The organism is Streptomyces siamensis (genome assembly GCF_039543605.1).
Taxonomy (GTDB): domain Bacteria; phylum Actinomycetota; class Actinomycetes; order Streptomycetales; family Streptomycetaceae; genus Streptomyces; species Streptomyces siamensis.
In genome coordinates this window covers 117,980-137,296 of record NZ_BAABKB010000023.1, presented here as the reverse complement: position 1 = coordinate 137,296, position 19,317 = coordinate 117,980, and the positions used below count along the sequence as shown (strand labels likewise).

The following is a 19,317-nucleotide window of genomic DNA, read 5'->3' as shown; positions in this document are numbered from 1 at the left end:
CTCCCCCTAGCAATCGTCCAGCCCGGCCGTACTCGTCGGCGCGGGCATCTTCTGGTGATCATCCGATCCACCGGCGACGCAGAGCAAGGCCCCATGGGCCCGGACCCCGGGCCCCGGGCCGGTCGCCGGCGACCGTTCAGTGGAACTGCCCGACCTCGTAGTCGCCGGCCGGCTGCTGGGTGATGATGTTCAGCCGGTTCACCGCGTTCATGAAGGACACCAGGGTCACCAGGGCGGTGAGCTGCTCCCCGTCGTAGTGCTCGGCCGCACGCGCCCAGACCTCGTTGCTGACCCCGCCGGCCGCGTCCGCGACCCGGGTCCCCTGCTCCGCCAGCTCCAGCGCGACGCGTTCGGCCTCGGTGAAGACTGTGGCCTCCCGCCACGCCGCAACCAGGTTCAGCCGCACCGGGGCCTCCCCGGCAGCGGTGGCCTCCTTTGTGTGCATGTCGATGCACACGGCGCAGCCGTTGATCTGGCTCACGCGCAGCGCCACCAACTCCTGCGTCGCGGCTGGCAGCGGGGATTCCTTCAGCGCCTTGCCCGCCGACATGAAGTGCTTGAGGGCCTTGCCGGGGTTCGGGCTGGCGAAGTAGTTCAGTCGCGCGTCCATCGTGTGCTCCTCCGTGGTCGTCAGTGGCTACACCCCCTGAGACGAGGTAGCGCGACGTCCTGTGACATGGCGGGCCTGGCCCTGCCCCCTTTTGAGAGCCCGGACATGTGAGCCGTCGATCGCCACGTCATCTATGTCCAGCAGGCCCGAGGCCCGCAGCTCGGTCAGCAGTACCTCGTGCAGCTGCAGCCAGACAGCAACCTCGGTCCGGTCCCGCAGACGCCGCCAGGGCGTCACGCGACTGCAGCCGACCTGTTCCGCTGGTACATCCCGCGACCTCACACTCGTGCGCAGCACATGAACCATGCCCCACAGTGCAGCCCGGTCATCCGCCGGCTATTGCCCGGGATACCGCTGCCGCCTGGGCGGACGAGGAGGTAATGGCGGGGCCGCACGTTCCCACAGGTCATCCGGCACAAGATCAGCGGACGCCCGACAGATCCTGCCGCAGTCCACCCAACTGCCAGTCCTCACAATGAACTTCATTCTGAAACGATCAGTGAGTGCGTCGGGAACGGGCGATGCGGGTGAAACCCGCGATTGCTGCCCCTGCTGTGTCCTCAGGGGTGGGCGGCATCGTGGCAGGGGAGGACGTAACGGCCGTCTGATGGCGATGAGTTGGCCGGAAAGGCCGAGGGTCACGCCAACCGCTCGCCGTGACGGAGCGGCGGTGTGGGGCTCGGTGCTCGGGTAAGCGCCGAGCCCGCCGCCTGATCGCGATTACGCTGCTCCCGCCAGCCGACTACAACTCGGCGGCCCTGCCGGCTGCAGTTGGCCCGGCCCAGCTTTTCGAGGACCTCGGCCAGTCGCCTGGCGGCTGCCCACGAGCCCGCTTCGGCCTCCACCCTCACGTACTGCTCGGCGTCCGCCGGGCGGTCCTGTGCGATCAGGAAGGAGGCAAAGTCAGTGCGTGCGGAGGAAAGACCGTGGGCGATGGGTGCGTGATACCACTGCTCCGCTTCGGCTTCCTGTCTTTTCCTCGTCAGCAGGTCGGCGAGGCGGAGCATCTCGCCTCGGGCTCCGCCGCCTGCGGCCCGGCGGAGCCAGGATTCTTCCTCGTCCGTGTCTGCGGTGATGACGGCCATGGCGCGCATCGCGCCGACACAGCCGGCTTCCGCGGCACGTCGGCACCAGCTCATCCAGGCGGCGTCGACGGCCCGCTCGTGATAGATCCACGACACATTGAACATCGCCTCCGGGTCTCCGGCCTCGGCCGAGGCCAGGAGCCACCGTTCGGCCTCCACCTGGTCGGCGTGCGGCTCGAGAGCGGTCTGGAGGTAATGGCCCATCACCCTCATCGCAGCCGGATCCCCAGCCTGCGCCGCCAACTCGATGTTCTGATCCGGCTTACCGGGCACCTTCAGCGCGGCCACGCGTCGCCTCTCTTTCTGCAGCCCGGTTCTCCATCCTCCGGACGGATACGGCTCGGGCATGCGCGCATCAGACGCTCACAGTCTGGTCGCTTGGCAGTTCGGTGGGTTGCTGACAGCAGCGCCAGAACGTGTGGCGGGACTGTCAGCGGGGGAGGCGAGCACGTAGACAATGCGCTACCTCACCGTCCTCCGCCAGGACGAACGGACCGCCCCCCTTTTCTTGTCGGCGTCTCGGCCGTCAATGTCCACGACGGTGAGGGCCTGAAGCCCGTGATCACGGGTATCCAAACGCATCATGACCCGCCCAGCCGGATGACCATATAAAAGGTCCACGGCTCGGACCACCCGTGCACCCTCAACGTGCAGCAAGGACTGGTCAATTGGCGGGGTGAGGCGGGTGATCCGACCAGCGCCGTGACCGCGTTCGCCGACGTGGTGGAACGTTGGCAACGAGTCCAGGGGCCGGGCCACCCCGACACCCTTGCGGCCTGGCACCACCTGGCGGGTGCGTTTCCCCAGGGGCATCCGCCAGCGCATGAGCGCACCCTCTCCTCGACTCTGGCGCGCGCGGACGGCCCGGCGGCTGGGTGGCTGCTGGCCGCAACGATGTGATCCCGGCGCGGAAGCGCCCGGCCTGGGCCCGCAGTTCCTCGGCCTGCTGGCGTACTCTCGCCGTCTCGACCTGGCTCTGGACGGCGTCAAAACCTACGTCCGTATGCCCGAACCCCAGATCCTGCGCCTTGCCTTCGCCCACCGGCCCACCCCGTCGACCCCTGTCGCGAGCACCTGCGCCGGCGCGCCGAGCGTAAGCACCGGCCTTCCCGGTCACCCCTCCAAGCCCGGGCGCGGACGGCCACCTGGTTCGAATAACCGCAGGCCAGTCCCACGCCGTGAAGGGGGGAGACCGTGAAACGAATCGGAACCCTCACCGAACACGGTCGCCCGAACCAGGAGAGTTGATGATCAAGTCCAGATGCAGAGGCCGGACTTCAAGGTGGTCGGGGCGGACCGTGGTGTGGGTCTGACGGGTGAGGCGACGGCATGCTGCGTTGTATGAGTTGTGATCGATTTGTGCGTAAACAATGCAGAACGCGACCGAGGTTGTTCTCTTCAAACTTTGAAATAGTCACAAGAAGATCACTATGGTGAGGGCTCGAACCTTCACGCGCATGATCGCTCGCACGAGGCGAGTGACGGTGAAGGGGCGCCGTCCAGCGGTTCTTCTGTGGGCGGTGGAGGAAGAAGGAGTTCGTCTTCGTGGCGCTTCACCGTCGACCCAAGCCGCAGAGCCGCGCCCGCGTGACTGTGCTCACCGCGACCGCCGCCGCTGCGGTGGCGCTCACCTCGCAGGCTGCCAACGCGGCCCCCAAGCCCACCAAGAGCGAGGTGAAGGCGAAGGTCGACAAGCTCTACGAAGAGGCAGAGCGGGCCACCAACCAGTACGACGGGGCCAAGGAGAAGCAGGAGAAACTGCAGAAGGAGATCGGCCTGATCCAGGACAAGGTCGCCCGCGACCAGGACGAGCTCAACGAACTGCGCACGGGCATCGGTTCGATGGCCAGCGCCCAGTACCGCTCCGGTGGCATAGATCCCTCGATCCAGCTGCTCCTCTCCGCCGACCCGGACGACTACCTGGACAAGGCGTCCACGCTTGAGTCGCTCTCGGCGCAGCAGCTGGAATCGCTGAAGAAGGTCCAGCGGAAGCAGCGCCAGCTGGCCCAGCAGCGCGCCGCAGCCACGCAGAAGCTCGAGGATCTCGCCGACACCCGTACCGAGCTCGGCAAGAAGAAGAAGGAGATCCAGGCCAAGCTGAGCAAGGCGCAAAAGCTCCTCAACTCCCTGACCGCCGCCGAACGTCAGGAGATCGCCGATGCCGAGGATCGTGCCAGCCGCACTGCCGCGGAACGCGTCGATCTCGGCAACGAGGTGGCCGCCTCCCCATTCGGTGCCGCCGCCCTGAACGCCGCCGCCACCCAGATCGGCAAGCCGTACAGCCGGGGCGGCACGGGACCCAGCTCCTACGACTGCTCGGGCCTCACACAGTGGGCTTACGCACAGGCCGGTGTCCACATATCCCGGGTCACCTACACACAGGTCAACGACGGAACCCACATCGGCATGAGTGCGCTCAAGCCCGGTGACCTCGTCTTCTTCAACAACACCGAGCACGTCGGTCTCTACGCGGGCAACAACCAGGTTCTGCACGCTCCGTACCCGGGCGCCTACGTACGCTACGAGTCGATGAGCACGATCGGATCGTTCCAGTTCGGCGTACGTGTGGCAGGCTGATCGCGCCGGCAGCCGGCAGCGTCACCCCGACCGGCCCTTCGTCCGAGGCAGAGAACCTGATCGCCGAACTCGCCGAACCCTCGGACTGGCTGCGGGACTTCGCCTCCGGCCTAGCCGCCAAGTACGGGGACGCGAGCAGTGCCCGCACCAGCTGGTGTTCCCGCGCAGATAGCCGGGCCTGTCGCCTTCGAGACGAAGGTGGCGATGGCGATGGCGATGGTCCACCGGGCCATCGCCGAGAAGATCCCGTTCGGCTGGGTGACGGCGGGGTGGCTGGTGATCTGAGTGGCCTGCCAACCCTCGGGAAGGTGATCCAGAGTCACCTGTCGCGGTCGTACCGAGATGACTGATTGCGGCAGCCGTGACGGCACTCCGGCCGCCGGCCTGGCGAGCGTCAGGTGTCGGACACTGGGATGGGCATGTTCAGCGAGACTGTTTTGCCGCGTCCGTTGGGGGAGCTGCTCCACGGTTCGGCCAGTGCCTCCACGATGAGCAGGCCTCGGCCGTGTTCGGCTTCTGAGTTGGACTCCTGGGAGGAGGCGAGGGGCGAAGGGACGGGAGGGTTGCTGTCGAAGTCCCGTACTTCCAGCCGGACATGGTCTGTGAATGCTCTCAGGCGGACATCGACGTCGCTGCCTGCGTGGATGAGGGCGTTGGTGACGATCTCGGAGATCACCAATTGGAGGGTGTCTGTCAGCTCTGCCAAACCCCAAGACGACAGTTGGTGGTCTACGAAAGTTCGTGCCGCCCTGGCGCCCTGCAGGTCGCGGCGGTGGATATGCAGGCTTCCCGTCCGCAGTGTGTCGTCGGTGCCGGCGCCCTCGTAGCGGGCGAGGAGCAGGACCGCGTCGTCGCGATGTTCCTTGGTGGCGGAAACGTCCGCGAGGATGTGGTCGGCCAGTCTTTGAAGATCGGAGTCGGCTTGTGCGTGATTGGCGGTGAGCAGCGCGTGTGCACGGAGTTCCGGGTCACCCGAATTGCCGTCGACCAGGCCGTCGGAGTACAGCATCAGGACGGAACCGGGCTCGATGGTGTGTTCGCGCCCTTGGAAGCCGTTCGGGCAGTTCGGGGAAACGCCCAGGGGGAGGTTGGACGGTGCGTCCAGGGTGCCGACGCTGCCGTTGGGCAGGTGGACCAGCGGAGCGGGGTGACCTGCCAAAGCTACCTCCGCGGTACCGTCCACCGTGTCCAGAGCGACGACGCAGCAGGTCACGATCAGAGGCGTGCCTAGCTGTTCAAGCAGGCGGCCAGCGCGGTCGAGGACCACCGCAGGGCGGTGACCTTCAGTTGCGTAGGCGGTCACTGCGGTGCGTACCTGGCCCATGACGGCGGCGCTCTCCAGACCATGGCCCTCGACGTCTCCGACGACGAGCACCGTCCGTTCGTCCGACAGCCTGGTGAGGTCATACCAGTCACCCCCCACCTTGGACGTGGCGGCGGCCGGCCGGTATCGGGCTGCGGTGGTCAGACGTTCCGTCTCGGGCAGGTCCGATGGCAGGAGTCCTACTTGGAGGTACTCGGCAATCTCACGCTGCTTTGTCCCCAGCTCGACTCGCTCTACCGCGGCTCCCAGCAACCCCGCCATCATGCTCAGGACTGCCCTCTCTTCGGGCGGGAAGTCCCGATGGCCGGGGAACAGCAGGCAGCAGACGCCGATGACGTGGGTGCTCCGGCTGACGGGGATGCTGGTCAGCTCTTTGCTCCCGGTGAGAGGAAGGTAGGCTTCCGCTGATCCGTCGAACGGGTCTGATCGGGCGTCCGAAGGCCGGCCTTCGGACAGGAACAGCGGGCGCCCGCGAAATGCTCTGGCCGCGAGGGTCGGGGTGTCCAGCCCTGTGCCGTGCAGACCGCGGGCCATCGCCCGAGATGCTCCGCAGTGGCCCAGGACCCACAGTCGGCCTTCACTGGCTGACGCGAGCACGAGGGCCCGGGCGCCGAACGGGGACACGACGCAGTACTGAGCCGCTCCCACGATGTCGTCCATCGTCGTGGCCCGATTGAGCAGGTCGGCGAGCCGCCGCAGCGGAAACATCATGCTTGTTCCCGGTGTACCCGGAACGCCGGGCACTCCCCAGCCGGGTGCGGCGATGCTGGCATCCGTCTCCAGGCCCATGGGTGCAAGCATTGGCATGGGTCCGGCCCTGACGGCGACACCATCGGCAGCGATTTTGGCGAGCGCCTCGGCGAGCCTGGAACCGATGCCTTCCAGTTCGGTGCGGTCGCCGGCGTCGTACGGGCGACGCGTTTCAAGACGCAGGACGGTGATGACGCCGAAGCGGGTGCTCCCCGCCGTTGCAGGGGCCGCCAGGGCGGCATACGGATAGGGCAGCACGTACTCCTCGTCTGCATCGTCAGAATCAGGAACGCCAGGCCCTGGAGCGTCCAAGCTCTCTGACACAGTGCCCGAGGCGACCGCAAGTGTAGAGGCGGCTGGGGTATCCAGGCAGATACGGCCCGGAACGGTGAACAGGGACGGGGGGCTGCCGGCGATCATCGCGAGCGTGAGTTCGTTGCGCTCCTCGTCCAGGAAGTAGAACGCGGCCGCCACAGCTTGCAGCCGCGCCACAGCATCCCGGACCGCAGCATGGAGCAACTCCGCCAAGTCGATATCAGGGGCTGCGGTAGCTCCTGTCGGCGCACCCTCGGCTGAACTGATGCTGGTCACGGAACGGCTCCTTTCGACACGAGGAGCGACGCAGCCGGTGACGATCTGATGCCGTTTGGTCGATATGCCATTATCCGATGTCGAGTGGCCAGGCGCGAGAATTGAGGGTCGGCCGGGCGTCACTGGCGCCGCCGAGTGAGGCTCACACCGAACGTTCCCCTCCTGCGCCTCGACACAGCAGGCGAAGGGCCGATCAAAGCCGTCCAGATCCACTGATCAGCTGCGGCCTGGGCTGTGGGCAACGGCTGCCGGCAGCGGAGAACTCCACGACTGGTCGGGACCGTCACGCAAGAGCTCTCCGTGGCTACGCGATGCGACTCAGGCGGCCCGGTTTTCCGACTCTGTCGCAGGTAGGGCGGATGGAGTGTGCGGGTGAGAGCTCGATGCCCAGCACGGCCGACGCGATCATGAACGGCACACACTGCGTGAGTGTGAACCAGTTTTTTGAGATACCCGCCAGTGGGCAGCCGCCCCTTGCACGTGAGGTGACCCGATGACGTCAGTGCTGGTCTACGCGATTTACGCGATGGTCGCGGCGTTGTACGTGTATGCCCTGGTCGACTGCGTCAGGACTCCCGCGGGCGCGGCATGCGCGGCGCCTTGGCGCCGGAGGCGACCTCGTCGGCAAGGCCGGCTGCGCGGGCTGCCAGGGGGCCCTTCACCCGAGCGGTCATCGCCGTGGTGTCAGCGCTCGACGTGGACGCTGAAGTGCCTCTCTGTCATGCCGGCGGCGAACCGTCGTGATGTAGCCGCGGGCGTTGTGGTCCAGGCCGGTTCCCCCCCCCGTGATGGCGAGGTCGACGGACTTGGGAGCCGGCAGGTGAAGCAGCGCCTGCCCGGCGAGTTGCCCCTCGGGCAGGGAGTTATGTGCCGAGGCACTGAAGCACCCCTGGCTCCACCTGGATGTAGGTGCAGACCACACTGTGGTCGCCGACCTTCTTGCCGTCACGGTAGGGGTCCTCTGCGACAACCCTCTCGTCGCCCAGGCTGACCCTCTTCTCGCCCAGATCGACCTCTTTGTACTGGGTCTGCTTGCCGACCGGTTCGAAGTCCGAGTGGTCTCGCGGGACGTTTCTCGAGTGGTCGTTCCTCGAGTGGTCACGGGCGTCATGCGCGAGATGACGATCGGCGGACGTCGCCGATGCCGGGGTCACGGCCATGGCGCCTGCGCAAGTGAGCGGGTCTGATCACGGGGGCTCGGGCCCCCGGCTGTTCAAGGGGCCGAGACGCGCCGCGGCTGGTTCAGATGAAGAGCACGCTCTCGACGTCAATGGCAACGAGTTCCGTGTCCCGCAATACGCTCCCGTCCTCTGCCACCCGGTAGACGCGACGCCGGGTCGGAACCATGATCCCGTCGAATTCCTTGTACTCGGTGGGATAGTGCGCGGCAGGACCGGCGTTGATGACCTCGGGCGTGTAGTCGTGCCTGCGCAGCAGGCCGTCTGGGCCGAAGTGGAACACCTGCTCGCGGCAGTGGGTCGCGATGTGGTCCGGGAAGGTGACCTGCAGGCGCCTCCAGGTTTCTCCCTCCTCGGTGATCGGAGACAGCTCTACTGCCGTGAACCCGCTGGAGCTGAAGGTGAACGGGGACGTCAGATAGTTCCACATGGCGTACCCGGCGAAGTAGGCGACGTGCAGATCGTCCCAGGAGGCGGTCACGTCGCTCGGGAACGAGGCGCGGGGGTTGGGCCGCTCGGCCTTCACCTTGCCGCTGACGGTCTCGACGGCCACCCGCTCGGCGGTGAAAGAGGTCCGCAGGTCGGCAGCGGTGAAGGGGTAGTGGCTGGCGTGTTGCCGGTCAAGGTCGAGCCGTACGGCCGCATGACTCAGAATCCCTTCCTGTCCCTTGAGGCGCCAGAGTGAACCGCCGAGACGGAAGTGCACTGTGGCCGAGCTGTACTGGTTGTAGCGGTCCAGGCCGCCGTGTGCCTCGATGGCAGTGGTGATCAGATCGCCCATGGGAGTCCTCCTGTCGACGCAACGCTGGATGGACGCGTTGTCGGTGGTGATGTGTAGCTGGTCGCCTGGTGGATGGATGCAGCAAGGCGAAGCAGGGCGTCAGCCGGTCGTGATGTCAGCCAGGTCCTGGTCAGTGCGGGTTCGATCCCGGTAGGTCTCGAGGAGCCGCAGCCAGACTTCGCTGATCGTGGGAAAGGCCGGAACCGCGTGCCAGAGTCTGTCCAGCGGCACCTCACCGACGACGGCGATGGTCGCGGCGTGAAGAACTTCCCCAACTCCGGGGCCTACGAGGGTGACACCTACTACGGTGCCTTGGTCCGCGTCGACCAGCATGCGCGCCCTGCCGCGGTAGCTGCGGGCGTACTGGTGGGCCCCGGAGACGCGTGCCAGGTCGTAGTCGACCACGTCGATGCGGCGCTCAGACTGCGCCGCCTCGTGCGTGGTCAGACCGACGGAAGCGACCTCCGGGTCGGTGAAGACCACCTGCGGGACGGCCGTGCCGTCGGCCGTGGCGGCGTGTCGGCCCCACCTGTCCGCCTGCGCGGGTTCGCCGTTCGCTCGGGAACCAATCGCGGCGCCGGCGATCCTCGCCTGGTACTTGCCCTGGTGTGTGAGCAGCGCGCGGCGGTTGACGTCTCCGACGGCGTACAGCCAGCCGCCGGAAACGGCCGTTACGCGGCAGGAGTCGTCGACGGCGAGCCAGTCGCCCGGTGTCAGGCCGATACTGTCGAGTCCGACGTCGGTGGTCCTCGGGCTTCGGCCGGTGGCGAAGAGGATCTCGTCCGCGACCAGGTGGCTGCCGTCGTCGAGGGTGATCGTCACCTCACCGTCGTCTCCGTCCTTGCGCTTCACCGCGGTGACTGTGACGTCGAAGCGGATGTCAACTCCCGTTTCGCGTAGGCTTTCCGTGACCAGTTCCCCGGCGAAGGGTTCCATCCGGTGCAGCAGGCCGCCGTCGCGGACGAGCATGGTTACTTCGGCGCCGAGGCCCTGCCAGGCCGTGGCCATCTCGACCGCCACGACTCCTCCGCCCACCACCGCGAGTCTGCCGGGTACGTGGTCCGCACTGGTCGCTTCGCGACTGGTCCAGTGCCGTGTGCTCTCCAGGCCCAGACCGTCGGGCACTGCGGCGGTGGTGCCGGTGCAGAGGACGACGGCGTGGCGTGCGGTCAGTACGGTGGTGTCCCCCTCCGGCGTCGTCACCGACACGCACCGGGGACCCTCCAGCCGCCCATGGCCGCGCAGGAGATCGACAGCGACCCCTCTGAGCCATTCGGCCTGCTTGGTGTCGTCCCGGTGGAACGTCATCTCGTCGCGGTGGGCGAGCACGGCGGGGATGTCCAGGGGGCCGGCCGCCGCTGCGCGCAGCCCTGGCACACGACGCGCGTCGGCGCGCGCGAGTACCGGCCTCAGCAGGGCCTTGCTCGGCTCGCAGGCCCAGTACGAGCACTCGCCACCGATGAGCTCGCTTTCGACGATGACCGTGCTGAGCCCCGCAACGCGAGTCCGGTCGGCGACGTTCTCGCCCACCGGTCCGGCGCCGATGACGATCACGTCGTAGGTTCGGCTCGTCCCGGTCGTCGCTGCTTCTCTCATTGCTCATCCTTGTTCGTCAACTATGTGGTCGTCGGGGCGCGGACCAGCGAATGCTCTTGCCCTATCGGCCGTTGTGCGTGGTACCGCCGGCGTCGTTTCCCTGCATCGCACTCACCTCGATGTCGCGGTCGACGAGCTCGGTGCGGGCTTCTTCGATGTTCGTGACGACGAGTTAGATACCCCTGGGCCGAACCGGGTACGGCCGTGATGAGGGCCTTCATCAGAGGGCGGAACCTCGCCAGGCACGTCACCGAAGGCCAACGGGGCGTCCGCCTCACTCCTCTCCGGGGCCCAGGTCTTCGTCATCTCCAGGTTTTGGCGGTCGACGTCTGAGCCTGGCAGGACGAAGAGTTGTGGCTCTGGACCCAACCCCTGCGGTGTCGGTGCCCCTTCGTTGGGGCGCAAGGGGGAGGGGCGGCACTGCTCTCTGCCTATGGGCGGGCGCGAGTGGTGTCGAGGGCCCGTGACAGGAAGTGGGGCCAGGTCATGCCTGGTCATGGCCCTGCCGGTGCGAGCGGCACGAATGGTGGGGTCTTGGCGGAGGCGGACGTCTGCGAACATCGCTGTCCGCCAAGAGAGATCGAGGCGACTCGAAAGGGACTACACCTCGGTGCGGCCCTCCTCCGCCGATGCGGAAGGCTGAGCCGACGCCTGGGTACTGCGCTCCTGCAGATTGGACCTCGGGGTACGGTCGATCTTCAGGCTGAGCAGTTCCGGTCGGCTGTAGTGGCCGCGGGCATCCATCAGGCGCTTGCGCACATTGATCAGGGAAAGGTCGAGGTCGGCAATGACCTCGCCTTCGCCGGCCGTGAGCGGCTCGCCGATGATGCGACCCTCGGGGTCGATGACGGCGGTGAAGAAGCCAGCGGAGAACACTCCGGCAGAGGCTCCCGTGTCCTTTGCGAGTTGTGCCTGCTGGTCGGCGTCGAGCCAGGCAGTGGCGTTCACTACGAAGCAGGCCGATTCCAGCGCGTGCTGGCGGATGCTGACCTCCATCTGCTCGGCGAACAGCGGGCCACCGAAGGCGCCTGGGTACATCGCGGCGTGGATCTGCTCCCCGTCTGCGATGAGCGCGTAGCGTGCAAGCGGCTGGTAGTGCTCCCAGCAGGCGAGCTGGCCGATGCGGCCGACGGCGCTGTCCACGGCTCGCAGGCCTGACCCGTCGCCCTGGCCCCACACCATCCGCTCGTGGTAGGTCGGGGTGATCTTGCGGCGGCGCTGGACCAGTGTGCCGTCTGCATCGAACAGAAGCTGCGTGTTGTAGATCGTTCCGCCATCGCGTTCGTTGACGCCGATCGAGACGACCATGTGGGCTTCCCGGGCGGCTTCGGCGATGGCATCGGTGTCGGCGGACGGCACGGTCACCGCCTCTTCGAGCAGACGCAGGTGTTCCTTGGCCTGGGCGTAGGGCGGCTGCACGAAGGAGAAGTAGGGGTAGTAGGGGATGACGGTCTCGGGGAAGACGGCGAACTCGACACCCTGACGACCAAGGTCGCGGATCTTGTTCACGACCTTCTCTATGGTGCCTGCGCGGCTGTAGAGAACCGGACTGATCTGGACTGCTGCGGCTTTGACGCTCGTCATGGTGTGACTCCTCCGAGGCAACGGTAAGGGCAGATTCGATCGTTATGCACCTATATGGGTAGGTGCTCAGCGCTAAGCGATGTGTACTCGCGGGTGCAGATGGCGGCCCGCTGTTACCGCTGGGGCTTTAGCGCCTCCCCAATAGGAGCATATGCTCCTATTGAACGCAAGCGCCGCCGTCACCGAGCTGCTGCACGAAGCCAGTGATCGCCATTTCGGCTGCGCACCGGGGGAAGTCGCCACGGCGCGCCACGCCAACAGCTTCTGTCCACGTTCTCGTCTGAGTGGCTCTGGCAAGAGTTTCGTAGCCGGAGATCATCTGGGTGGCGCATGACGCGACCGGTCCGCATAGGGGCGGCGGAGGTGGGCGATCAGGACGACGCGGTGCCGAAGGAGACGCCTGTGCGCCGGTCGTGCGGGCGGTTTCGCGCGGGGATGGTCCAGGGCCAGTCGCGCGTGGCAGGTCTCAAGCTGTACTTCGCTGTGGACGGCAGCACCGCTGGCCGCGGCAGACCGTCCAGTCGGGGTTCGCTGACCTCGATGTCCAACAGTGTGGTGAACTCACGCAGCACCATCCCCGTCGTCACCGCGCGATCGCTTGCCGCGATGTGGCGCAGCCGCGCCGACGTGCGATGCGCGGAGCCGTCGGGTAGCCGCGCCCGCAGGGCCGCCACATCCCGGTCTGTGTCTTCGGTGCCGCGATGTCGGTGGTGCTCGCGGCTTTCATCGGGTGGCCGGTGATGTGGTGATGGCGGCCTGCTGCTGATGGCGGCCGCGGTCGTCGGCGGTGCTGCGGTGTGGTGCGTGGCGGAGCGGGCGGGGCGGTAGCTGTCCGGGCCTGTTCGCGCGGCGGGGCGGGGGTGCGGGTGCGTGCTCTTCAGGGGTGATGCTCGGTGGTGTGCCGGCCGGGTGGGCCGGTGGTGGTGTGCCCGTGTTGCTCGGTGCGTGGGCGGTGGTTCGGTGTTGTTCGCCGGGTCGGCTGCTGCCGTGCCGTGCCGTGCCGTGGCGCGTCGGGGGCGTGGGTGATTCGTGGTGTGAGGCGTGTGCGGCAGGGCCTTGTGGGTGGTCGGCCTCGCGGGGTCGGGCCATACGAGAGTGGTCAGGCGGATGCGGGAAGGGCGAGGGCCTCGGAGCGGCGGTGGCGGCCGTTTGCGGGGGCGTCCAGGGCGGAGGGGCGCTCGGCGGCTGGCTGCCCGCGGTGCCGACCGGTACCGAAGTCCGTCACCGGGCGGAGGCGGCGGAGGGGCCCGAGGGTGCGGATCGACTGCTTCATCATGTTCTCTGCTCGGCCTGTCTGATCGGTTTGTCTGTTCGGGTGTTCTGCGGGGCGGGCCGGCTCAGATGCCGTAGGGGTCTTCGATGACGCGGAGGGTCCAGAGCTGGTCGAAGTGCCAGCGGTCGAAGGCGTAGGCGCGCTCGTCGGCCTGGGTGACGGCGGTCCACTGTCCGTGGTGGCGGTGGTAGACGCGGTGGCCGTCGTAGCGGAGGTGCTGGCCGTGGTCGTCGGAGCGCCAGTAGGAGTAGCCCGACTGGTCCCGCTCGCCGTGCCATTCACGCTGCCCGTCCGAGAGGGACCATCCCTGGCCGATGCGGGAGAGGCCGGCGCGCTCCGCCACGGTGGCGACGGTGCTGTGGTGAGCGTTGTGCTGGGCCGTGGGCAGGGTGGCTGCCGAGGCGGTGCCGGTGACGGCGACGCCGGTCATGGTCACGGTGGCGGCTGCGAGGGCGACGCGGGTCATCAGCTTCTTCATGGTTCTGTCTCCTTGCTTCGCCCGGTCTGTGGTGCGGGCGGTGAACGATCGACGCGTTGTGCCGAGGGGCTCGTGGCCGGTACGGCCGAACAACATCATGCGTTGACGCTAGCAGATCGTTGAGACGCATCAATGAATGAGTGGGTGTGACTGTCGACTCACCGAAACCAAGCTGCCGGGGTGTCGCGGAAACTGTCGACTCACGCCCGCCCCAACCGCCCCTCCCCACCGGCGGTCGGGGTCATGAGGTGCGGAGGCAGAGGGCCGCGGGCGCGCCCGCCACCGCACCGCCGCGGCCGCCCCGCACCGGCGGTCGGGGTCGAGGGGCGCGGCGGCAGGGGACGCGGGTCCGATGGGGCCGTCGCGCCGCCTTGGCCGGCCTTGCGGGGGACGGACCGGTCGGCGGATCGCCGGCTGGCTCCGGTCGCCGGGCGGGGAGCGGGCCGCCAGGGGCGGTGCGGCCCGAGGCGGCATGGTGCATCCGCCGGTCACCCCTCCCTGTCCGCCGCCGCGCCCCCGGTCCTGTCGGCCGTGCCCTTCGCCGCGGCCCGGACCTGCATCATTGAGTCCCTGCTATCATCGACGCCGATAGATGATTACTTTCGGGTAATAGTTTGCCGACAGGCAAGGTAAGTGGGGTGACAATGACTGCGGATCTGACCGGCACCGTCGAGGCCGAACCTCTCGACCGGCTGGGCTTTCTGCTCGCCCGGCACGGCGCCATCGCCTATGCCCGCACGGAGCACGCGTTCAAGCTGTGCGGGCTGACACCCCGCCAGGGCGCGACGCTGGTGATGCTGGGCGAGTCGGGCAACATGAGCCAGAAGGGCATGGCCGAGGTCCTGGAGGTGGATCCCAGCATCCTGTGCGGGATCCTCAACGACCTCGAGAACACGCACCTCGTCGAACGCCGGCGTGACCCGGCCGACCGGCGCCGCCATATCGTGGCACTCACCGACGAGGGCAGCCGCGTCCTGGCCAGGGCCCAGGACGCCATCACCGCCGTGGAGAAGGAGCTCTTCGCCGACTTCACCCCCGAAGAGCTCTCCACCCTGCGCAGCCTCCTCGCCCGGGTCAGGACCTCCAAGAGCGTCACGACGTCCGAGAGCGTCAGGACGCCGGGGAGCGACTCCTTCTGCACCTGACCGACCCGCCACCAGGCAGCCAGGGGCCACGGGTATTCCCGTGGCCCCTCCGCCATGCCCCCGCCCTTCCGCGCGTCCACGGATCCGTGTGTCCGCGGTATCCCGGCAGCTTCGTTGCGGTGACGGGCGCGCGCGGCCGGGTGGCCCTACGTGGCCTTCCGCGGTGTCTGTAGGTACTTCTTTGGGCTCCAGTGCACGGAGTTGTTCTGGCTCCACTGCCGGGGTGGAGGGGGCGTGTATTGGTGTGATTCGCGCCCCTGTAGCAAGGTGATGTGGCCCCACCTTGATCGGGTGGTTCCACTGGCCCGAGCAGGGGGTGTTGACGGTAGTTTCGAACCCTCGGTGGGCCTCGGTCAGCGCATCCCCGAAGCGGTCCGCCGGACAGGTCGTGTCCGGGCAATCACTCCTGGCGGGCCGGCGAACGAGTCACCGCGTGAAGAGCCGCGTCTGCGACCTTGACGTGCGTAGTCATCGCCGGGCGATCATGGTCCATGACTCGCGCTCTGCCGACGCAGCCCGTCATTCCCTCCGGCTTCCTCGCTGACTCTCCCCAACCCGTGCTTCCCGCCCACGGAGACCTGCTGCTACGCCCCTGGGAGCCGGCCGACGCACCAGCATTCCTCTCCGCTTACCAGGACCGGGAGATCCGCCGCTGGCACACGCGCCGACCCGCCACCGAGACTCAGGTCCGGAAGTGGTTCGACACATACCGCCAGGACTGGGAATGCGAGAAGGGCGGCCATTGGGCGATCACCCACGACGATGGCCAGGTGCTCGGCCGGATCGCACTTCGGGGCCTCGACTTCGACGACGGCATAGCCGACGTCGCGTACTGGGTACTCCCGGCCGCCCGCGGGTCCGGCATCGCCTCGCGCGCCCTCACGGCGCTCACTGTCTGGGCCCTGGACGAGATCGGCTTCTACCGCCTGCATCTGGACCACTCAACGCGCAACCATGCCTCCTGCAAGGTCGCCACCAAGTCCGGCTATCTCCTGGAAGGCACCAAACGCAGCGCCGCGGTCCACGACGACGGCCGACATGACATGCACCTGCATGCCCGCATCCGAGGCGATTGAGCCCTGCCCGATCAATCTGTACGAGTCAGATGACAGCCCGAGAGCCGAGTGGGGCAAGGATAACTCCGTACGCCTGGAGCCACTTCACAGCCGTGCACTGCGGTCCATAGAAAATGCTTACAAACATCCGCCGTCTGTCCGGATGAGCGCCGCGCCATCAACCATCGTTACCTGGGGTAACTCGTTGTGTCGCAACCGGCGGCCTGTGCCGGGTCCGGCCGGGTGGTGGGCCGCGCCAGCCGGTCGGCGGGCGCGGTCCGGCCGTCTGACGGATGTTGCCGCGGCGGGGCTGTCGCTGATCATGGAGCGCACGGGTCACGGCGCTTGGCCGGGCCGGGAGGAGGTTGGTCTGATGACGATCCGCCTGACGTTGGTGAGTGTGCCCGGCGGTGACGCCGCCGTGGACCCCTTCCTCGGTGACGCTCCCCTGAGCGAGTGCAGTGTGCGCATGGCCGGCAGCTTGGGAGCGGCGCTTCCTCTCCACGGGACGGCCGTCCGGGCGCCCTCGGTCCGCTGCGCCCAGACCGCGGACGCCTTCGGCCTGGTGGCAGCGGTCGAACCCGCGCTGCGCGGTCTTGACCTGGGCACATGGTGCGGTCGGACCGTCGACGACGTCGCCGCAGCCGACCCTGACGCCTTCAGTGCCTGGCTTACGGACCCGGATGCCGCGCCACACGGAGGTGAGTCGGTGCGCGGGCTGTGCCGCCGGACGGCGCGCTGGCTGGACCACGTGGCGCCCGAGGCGGGCCACGTGGTGGCGATCACGGAAGCGGCCGTGGTGCGGGCCGCGCTCGTTCACGCTTTGGCCCTGCCGGCAAGAGCCTTCTGGCATCTGGCGGTGCCGCCGCTGTCCCCGGTCTTTCTCACCTGGCGAGCCGGCCAGTGGGAGGTCCGGCCCGGCCACGTCACCGCCCAGCAGACCAGGCGGTGGTCCCTGTCGACGCCGGCGACGCCGACACGCGGCGATGGTGGTCAGTTTGCGGCGGCCCGCCGGGGCGGCGGGAGGCGATCGAGTTTGGTGCGGGAGACGGTCTGCGCCGGCTGCGGGTAGCCCCTCCCTCCACAGACCGGGCTGACCGCCTCAGTTCGCGAGCAGGGGCGCCCCGCGAGGGGCGCCCCTGCCTCGTCCACGGCCACTCACCACACCGCCTGCGGCGAAGCGCGATGAATGTCACGGAACAGGTCACCCGACCTGACGGCCGGGGCCCTGCGTGCGAGCGGGTCAGCTGTCGGGCGGCGGGGGTGGGGGAGACGCGTGGCGCAGGGTGATGCTGCCGACCCGGGAGCTGGGGATGATCCACTCCGAGGCTGCCCAGGTGCTGGGTTCCGCGCCGGGCACGGGGGCGCCCACGCGCACCGGGCGATCCGCGCGCTGCGCGTGACGCTCGTCGGCCTGGTCACCGCCCTGGTCGCGTGGACCACCTGGTTCATGACGTTCGGCAGGCGAGAGGGACGCCGACCGCGGTGCCGCCGCCGGAGTCGGCCTGTCCGGTCGGGGCCACCGCGCAGGAGTTCACCCCCGAGGTGCTCGTCAGACTCCACGAGCTGGAGGAGCGAACTGCCTGGCACGAGAAGAGCCCCCGGCCGCAGAACACCTCCGACTCCTACGCCGCCGGCTGGAAGCAGCGGGAGCGGTTCTGCGCGTTGCTCGGACTGCCCGTCACCGGCATCGCCCCCGGCTCGCTGACCGTGTTCGTCGAATGGCTGTGGGTCCGGCCCGGCTGGAAGTTGGGCACCTGCACCGCGCCTTCGATCGTCGACCGACGGCTGTCCGGCGTGGTCGTCACTGGCCGCACCGGCCACGACCCGGTCCCTGGACAAGACCGTGGCCGTCAGGTGCTGAAGGCCTGTGCCGGGTGGATCCTAGTTCTCCTCGGCGTCGTCGTGGTTCTCGGGTGTGTGGGTGATGGCCAGGAGTGCCATGTCGTCGGTTCTGCGCCCGCCGGTGTGCGTGTGCACGTCGGCCAGCAGGGCGTCGAGGAGGGTGTCCGGGCTCGTATGCCGGGATGCGGTGAACCTGTCGGCGGGGTCGTAGAAGGCGCCGTTTTCGTCGCGGGCTTCCGTGAGGCCGTCGGTGTAGAGCAGCAGGGTGGCTCCTTGGGGGAACGCCACCGTATCGATGCACACCGGGCTGGTGGCCAGGGCGGCCATGCCGAGCGGCAGTGCCGGTTGACTGGGCTCGACGTATCGCACGGTGTCTGCCAGGAACAGCGCGGGGGGCGGGTGGCCGCGGTTGACCAGGCGGACTTCGCCTCCGTGCGGGGGGACTTCCGCCACCACGCCGGTGATGAACCCTTCGAGCTCGGTCAGGTTCCCCGACTGCTGGGCCTCCAGAGCGACGGCTCGCTCCAGCCGTTCCACCAGCCTGGTCAGGCTGGGCTCCTGCAGGGCCGCTTCACGAAAGGTGCCGATGCCGGCCGCGACCGCCCGGACCGCTTCCAGTCCCTTGCCGCGCACATCGCCGATCACGCAGCGCATGCCGAACGGCGTGTCCACCACCGTGTAGAGGTCCCCGCCGATCTGCGCGTCGCTCTGAGCGGCCTCATAGCGCGCAGCGAAACGCAGCGGACCGTGCACCTTCGGCGGATCCGGCAGGACGGCCCGCTGGACGGCGACGGCGATATCGCGCGCGGACCGCAGCTGGGTCTGCAGGTGATACAGAAGGCGATTGAGGAAGACCGCGATCGCAGCCACCGTCGCGACCATGGACAGCTCGCTGATCTCGGTCGCGCTTGCGTGGTAGCCGAAGTACCCGAACATCGCCAAATCGAGGAGGAACGCGGTCACCCCGGTGACGATGGTGCCGCGAAGGGACAGCAAAGGGGCGGCTGTCAGGACCGCCGCCGCGTAGAGAGCCGCAGCGCTGAGAGTGGGCGGCGTGAAGAAGTCGATCACCACGGCCGCGAACAGCAGAACGGCCGGCAGCAGCCGCCTCCATCTCCCCAGCCGCTGCCACACCGCCACCCTCGCCACGCATCGCTCCGAATGTCGCCCGGTCTCCCTTTCGGCTCAGGTTAAGACCGCCCGCTGGCTGACCTGCCGCACTGCTCCTCGGCTCGCCCACAATGCGATAGCCGTAGCCCGAACGCCACACGCCCGGCTTGAAGGGTTGGGATGGGGGACTGGCGATCACAACCGGCGCCGCCTCGCGGCTGGGAACCGGCCCACCGTGTGACCGGCATCGACGTCGTGCCTCTACTGCTCCCGGGCGCGGGGGCGGGCGGATTCGTGACGGAGCCGGCTCAGCGCCCACCGGTCTGGCAGGCCGG

16 protein-coding genes and 1 pseudogene are annotated in these 19,317 nt (G+C 68.2%); 5 read left to right on the top strand and 12 right to left on the bottom strand.

Annotated features, from left to right (window positions below; genetic code table 11):
• Positions 1–136 precede the first annotated feature (136 nt).
• The 3 genes and pseudogenes from ABEB03_RS27610 to ABEB03_RS27600 form a co-directional block, all read right to left on the bottom strand.
• Entirely contained in the window at positions 137–610 is a 474-nt protein-coding gene (locus ABEB03_RS27610) for a carboxymuconolactone decarboxylase family protein (protein ID WP_345655137.1), read from the bottom strand.
• An 84-nt stretch (positions 611–694) separates the two neighbouring features.
• A pseudogene (locus ABEB03_RS27605) lies at positions 695–1,051 on the bottom strand (transposase); the annotation flags it as partial.
• Positions 1,052–1,248: 197 nt separating this feature from the next.
• Positions 1,249–1,983, bottom strand: a complete 735-nt coding sequence (locus tag ABEB03_RS27600) for a tetratricopeptide repeat protein (protein WP_345655134.1) — start codon at positions 1,981–1,983, stop codon at positions 1,249–1,251.
• A gap of 1,257 nt (positions 1,984–3,240) precedes the next feature.
• Between ABEB03_RS27600 and ABEB03_RS27590 the strand changes: the two genes are divergently transcribed.
• The gene (locus ABEB03_RS27590; RefSeq protein WP_345655131.1) at positions 3,241–4,272 is read left to right on the top strand and encodes a C40 family peptidase; all 1,032 of its coding nucleotides are present in this window, start codon (positions 3,241–3,243) and stop codon (positions 4,270–4,272) included.
• A 138-nt stretch (positions 4,273–4,410) separates the two neighbouring features.
• The gene (locus ABEB03_RS27585; protein WP_345655378.1) at positions 4,411–4,557 is read left to right on the top strand and encodes a hypothetical protein; all 147 of its coding nucleotides are present in this window, start codon (positions 4,411–4,413) and stop codon (positions 4,555–4,557) included.
• 109 nt (positions 4,558–4,666) lie between these two features.
• Here the strand turns inward: ABEB03_RS27585 and ABEB03_RS27580 are convergent, their stop codons facing one another.
• The 7 genes from ABEB03_RS27580 to ABEB03_RS27550 form a co-directional block, all read right to left on the bottom strand.
• On the bottom strand, positions 4,667–6,937 hold the full coding sequence (locus tag ABEB03_RS27580; protein WP_345655128.1) for an ATP-binding SpoIIE family protein phosphatase: 2,271 nt from the start codon (positions 6,935–6,937) through the stop codon (positions 4,667–4,669).
• A gap of 863 nt (positions 6,938–7,800) precedes the next feature.
• Positions 7,801–8,097, bottom strand: coding sequence for a hypothetical protein (locus tag ABEB03_RS27575; RefSeq protein ID WP_345655125.1), 297 nt, complete (start codon positions 8,095–8,097; stop codon positions 7,801–7,803).
• Between the two features lie 82 nt (positions 8,098–8,179).
• On the bottom strand, positions 8,180–8,896 hold the full coding sequence (locus ABEB03_RS27570) for a hypothetical protein (protein ID WP_345655122.1): 717 nt from the start codon (positions 8,894–8,896) through the stop codon (positions 8,180–8,182).
• Between the two features lie 99 nt (positions 8,897–8,995).
• On the bottom strand, positions 8,996–10,492 hold the full coding sequence (locus tag ABEB03_RS27565; RefSeq protein WP_345655119.1) for a dihydrolipoyl dehydrogenase family protein: 1,497 nt from the start codon (positions 10,490–10,492) through the stop codon (positions 8,996–8,998).
• Between the two features lie 600 nt (positions 10,493–11,092).
• Positions 11,093–12,076, bottom strand: coding sequence for a nitrilase-related carbon-nitrogen hydrolase (locus ABEB03_RS27560; RefSeq protein ID WP_345655114.1), 984 nt, complete (start codon positions 12,074–12,076; stop codon positions 11,093–11,095).
• 371 nt (positions 12,077–12,447) lie between these two features.
• Positions 12,448–12,750, bottom strand: coding sequence for a hypothetical protein (locus ABEB03_RS27555; RefSeq protein WP_345655111.1), 303 nt, complete (start codon positions 12,748–12,750; stop codon positions 12,448–12,450).
• Between the two features lie 663 nt (positions 12,751–13,413).
• The gene (locus ABEB03_RS27550) at positions 13,414–13,827 is read right to left on the bottom strand and encodes a hypothetical protein (RefSeq protein ID WP_345655108.1); all 414 of its coding nucleotides are present in this window, start codon (positions 13,825–13,827) and stop codon (positions 13,414–13,416) included.
• A 644-nt stretch (positions 13,828–14,471) separates the two neighbouring features.
• Between ABEB03_RS27550 and ABEB03_RS27545 the strand changes: the two genes are divergently transcribed.
• The 3 genes from ABEB03_RS27545 to ABEB03_RS27535 all read left to right on the top strand — a co-directional run bounded on the left by ABEB03_RS27545 (position 14,472) and on the right by ABEB03_RS27535 (position 17,099).
• Entirely contained in the window at positions 14,472–14,972 is a 501-nt protein-coding gene (locus ABEB03_RS27545) for a MarR family winged helix-turn-helix transcriptional regulator (protein ID WP_345655364.1), read from the top strand.
• A gap of 491 nt (positions 14,973–15,463) precedes the next feature.
• Positions 15,464–16,048, top strand: a complete 585-nt coding sequence (locus ABEB03_RS27540; RefSeq protein ID WP_345655105.1) for a GNAT family N-acetyltransferase — start codon at positions 15,464–15,466, stop codon at positions 16,046–16,048.
• 352 nt (positions 16,049–16,400) lie between these two features.
• Positions 16,401–17,099, top strand: a complete 699-nt coding sequence (locus tag ABEB03_RS27535; protein ID WP_345655103.1) for a histidine phosphatase family protein — start codon at positions 16,401–16,403, stop codon at positions 17,097–17,099.
• 553 nt (positions 17,100–17,652) lie between these two features.
• Here the strand turns inward: ABEB03_RS27535 and ABEB03_RS27530 are convergent.
• A complete protein-coding gene (locus ABEB03_RS27530) occupies positions 17,653–17,835 on the bottom strand; it encodes a hypothetical protein (protein WP_345655100.1) in 183 nt (60 codons plus the stop codon).
• A gap of 76 nt (positions 17,836–17,911) precedes the next feature.
• Entirely contained in the window at positions 17,912–19,012 is a 1,101-nt protein-coding gene (locus tag ABEB03_RS27525) for a PP2C family protein-serine/threonine phosphatase (protein ID WP_345655097.1), read from the bottom strand.
• Positions 19,013–19,317: the final 305 nt, after the last annotated feature.